This window comes from Streptococcus sp. HMSC065H07 (genome assembly GCF_001837325.1).
GTDB lineage: Bacteria > Bacillota > Bacilli > Lactobacillales > Streptococcaceae > Streptococcus > Streptococcus salivarius_H.
Genome location: NZ_KV832021.1, coordinates 8,000 through 11,457 on the forward strand (window position 1 = coordinate 8,000; position 3,458 = coordinate 11,457).

General features: G+C 38.4%; 3 protein-coding genes. 1 reads left to right on the forward strand and 2 read right to left on the reverse strand.

Annotated elements, in window-relative coordinates:
* Positions 1–447 precede the first annotated feature (447 nt).
* A complete protein-coding gene (gene metK, locus HMPREF2637_RS02855; protein ID WP_064525325.1) occupies positions 448–1,641 on the reverse strand; it encodes a methionine adenosyltransferase in 1,194 nt (397 codons plus the stop codon).
* Between the two features lie 279 nt (positions 1,642–1,920).
* Here metK and birA point away from each other — a divergent pair, with 279 nt between their 5' ends.
* Entirely contained in the window at positions 1,921–2,859 is a 939-nt protein-coding gene (gene birA / locus HMPREF2637_RS02860) for a bifunctional biotin--[acetyl-CoA-carboxylase] ligase/biotin operon repressor BirA (RefSeq protein WP_064525327.1), read from the forward strand.
* Here birA and HMPREF2637_RS10745 read toward each other — a convergent pair.
* Positions 2,846–3,031, reverse strand: coding sequence for a DUF3272 family protein (locus HMPREF2637_RS10745; protein WP_002883500.1), 186 nt, complete (start codon positions 3,029–3,031; stop codon positions 2,846–2,848). The genes birA and HMPREF2637_RS10745 overlap by 14 nt on opposite strands.
* Between the last annotated feature and the right edge of the window lie 427 nt (positions 3,032–3,458).

Here is a 3,458-nt window from a genome sequence, read left to right on the forward strand (position 1 = left end):
TTAAAGAGCGTCCCCTTTACTTACGCTCTATCCCTATCTTACAAATCAAAACATCGATATGATAACCCTATCCCAATACCATATCACATAGCACCAAGTACCAACAAGCAATCATTCAACTCTCCCCAAAAGAGTTAAAATATTACAAACAGGTTGGCTTCGAGTTACTACTACCCATGTTCCCTATTCATATAGACACTATAATTATAGCATGTTATTTTTATTTTTCAACTTTTTTTCAATTTTTTATTATTTTAATGTATGTGACAACCATTATAATGAAGTCGTTTGAATTAAACGTTCCTACTTAACAAATACTAATCAAATGATATTTTTCTATATTTTAATAAATAATAATTAAACAGGCTTTTGTATTTAAATGGCTTTGCACATAAAAAAATCAGAATTCCTATTAAAATTCTGATTTTTTATTTCTAATTCTATTTCTTAATGATTGACGGCTTCTTTCAACGCTTCAACCTTATCCAATTTTTCCCATGGAAGATCGATGTCCGTACGTCCCATGTGACCATAGGCCGCTGTTTGACGATAGATAGGACGTTTAAGATCCAGCATTTGAATGATACCTGCCGGACGCAAGTCAAAGAGATCGCGGACAGCAGCTTCAAGTTTACTTTCAGCAACTGTCGCCGTTCCGAAAGTATCAACACGGACAGACACAGGGTTAGCAACACCGATAGCATAAGCCAATTGTACTTCTGCTTTCTTAGCAAGACCAGCAGCTACGATGTTTTTGGCAATGTAGCGAGCTGCATATGAAGCTGAACGGTCAACCTTAGTGGCATCCTTACCTGAGAAGGCACCACCACCGTGTCTTGAGTAGCCACCATAAGTATCAACAATGATCTTACGACCAGTCAAACCAGAGTCCCCTTGAGGTCCTCCGATAACAAAACGACCTGTTGGGTTGATAAAGAACTTAGTCTCATCATCCAAGTATTCGGCTGGAATAACTGCCTTAATGACTTTTTCAATGACATCTTGACGAATTTGGTCGTTAGTCGCTTCAGGATCGTGTTGCGTTGAGATAACGACTGTATCAACACGTACTGGTTGGTCATTCTCATCATACTCAACGGTAACCTGAGATTTAGCATCTGGACGAAGGTATGAAATCTCACCAGATTTACGCAAATCTGCCAATTTTTTAACCAATTTATGTGAAAGGCTAACTGGAAGTGGCATAAACTCTGGAGTTTCGTCAATAGCAAAACCAAACATCAAACCTTGGTCACCAGCTCCGATAAGATCAAGTGGGTCTTGATCACCAGTTCCACGAACTTCAAGTGCTTCATTGACACCTTGAGCAATATCTGGTGATTGTTCAATCAATGATGGGTGAACCCCTACAGATTCTGCCGCAAAGCCGTATTCTGCATTGTTATAACCAATTTCAGCGATAGTATCACGAACCACACGGTTAATGTCCACATAAGCTGTTGTAGAAACTTCACCGAAAACATGGACAGAACCAGTGTAGACAGCTGTTTCTGCTGCAACGTGTGCATCTGGATCCTCTGCTAAAATCGCATCAAGAATGGCATCTGAAATTTGGTCTGCAATTTTATCTGGATGCCCCTCAGATACTGATTCAGACGTGAAAAGTTTACGTTCTGACATATAAAATGTCCCCCTTTTAATATGAAAAATAGTATTAGATAGCACGGATTTAACCGTCTCCTAATAGGTAAAACGCTATGCTCCTGGTAGAGCTAAACGCCGTTAAAAAGTTACAAAGAACCAACAGCCAACTCTAGGATGACTGTTGCCTTATCGGGACTTAATAACTACCGTCCATTATATCATGTTTTTTCAGTCTAGTCATATAGTTATTTATTATCAAGCCTTATCAATAAGTTATAGTGAGCATTTTACCATCTTTTGTATTATACTTAGGATATGAAAACTTATGAACACGTTTATGACATCTTATCGAAGAGTCCTGATTTTGTGACGGGAGAGAGCTTGGCTAAAAGCCTTGGTGTCTCACGGACAGCCATTTGGAAGGCAATTCAAACACTTCAAGAACAAGGAATTGACATTACAAGTGTCCGCAAGAAAGGCTACTATTTAGAAAAGGGAGATATTCTTCTTCCTCAAGACATCTCTAAGCAACTCAACATTCCAGTCTACTTTAATCCAGATTCTAACTCTACCCAACTAGATGCTAAACATGGCATGGAAAAGATTAATCCGACGCCTGCACTATATCTGGCATCAAGTCAAAAGGCAGCCAAAGGACGATTTGAACGTCACTTCTTTGCCAGTCCACAAGGTGGTATCTACATGAGTATCCACTTAAAGCCCAACTGTCATTTTGAGGAGTTACCCCCTTATACGATGATGGTGGCAGCTGCTATTGTCAAAGCTATCCAGCGTCTAACCGGCATCAATACAGAAATCAAATGGGTTAATGACATCTACTTCAACAACAAAAAAATGGCTGGTATCCTTACCGAAGCCATTAGTTCTATCGAATCTGGTCGCATCACAGATGTCATTATCGGGATTGGGCTTAACTTCTCAATCACTGATTTCCCTGAAGAGTTAGCTAATAAAGCTACTAGTCTTTTTACTTCTGAAAAACCAAGCATCACTCGAAACCAGCTCATTTCAGAAATTTGGAAACTCTTTTTAACCATTCCTACTAGCGATTTGGTCAAAGTTTATAAAGAAAAGTCCCTCGTTTTAGACAAACAAGTGACCTTTGAACAAGCTGGAAGGACTTATACTGGTATTGCCAAGGAAATTGGCGATAAGGGCCAACTTCTCGTTTTTACTGATGATGGTCAGGAAAAATGGTTGACCGCTGGCGAAGTGAGCCTTACTTCTTGGTAGACTTGTCGGCTGCACGCGCAATGCGTGAAACAACGTAAGTTGTCCAAAGACGACGAAACAGTAAATAACCAAAAAAGGCTGTAAAAAAGTAATAGCCGTGCTGTAAACTGTAATTAAAACAAACCGTTTCAAAAATAGTTTCAAGCGTAATAAACAAAATTTGTTGAATCATAAGATTATTATATCAATAGATAGAGCCTAGGACAAGCAGTCTAGGCTCTTTTCATTTTTACAAGGATAAACCTTCATCAGATTCAGAAATCTATCAAATTACACTGAATCTCCTCGCTTCTCTATTTCTAGGCTCGGACCTAAAAAGGTCCACTGGAATGTACTGACCCCAAAAAGATAGACAAATAATTTAAGAAAGGATTTAGTTATGTATTGCACAGGACTAAGTCCTTTTCTACCATTTGTCAAGCATATCAAGGCATTTGATAAAAAATAGATTGAATTCCATAATCAAACTAAGGAATTTGTCTATTTTTGAACTAAGGTTCAGTGTAAAAAGTGTACTCAAAAACAACGCCTTACCTAGTGATTTTTTTGATAAGGTGTTACAATCATATGGCATAAACAATTTTACCGATTTTGGGTAG

What these genes read in the sequence shown, in the direction of transcription:
- metK (WP_064525325.1), bottom strand. Translation starts at nt 1,641, where the DNA reads ATGTCAGAACGTAAACTTTTCACGTCTGAATCAGTATCTGAGGGGCAT.
- birA (WP_064525327.1), top strand. Translation starts at nt 1,921, where the DNA reads ATGAAAACTTATGAACACGTTTATGACATCTTATCGAAGAGTCCTGAT.
- HMPREF2637_RS10745 (WP_002883500.1), bottom strand. Translation starts at nt 3,031, where the DNA reads ATGATTCAACAAATTTTGTTTATTACGCTTGAAACTATTTTTGAAACG.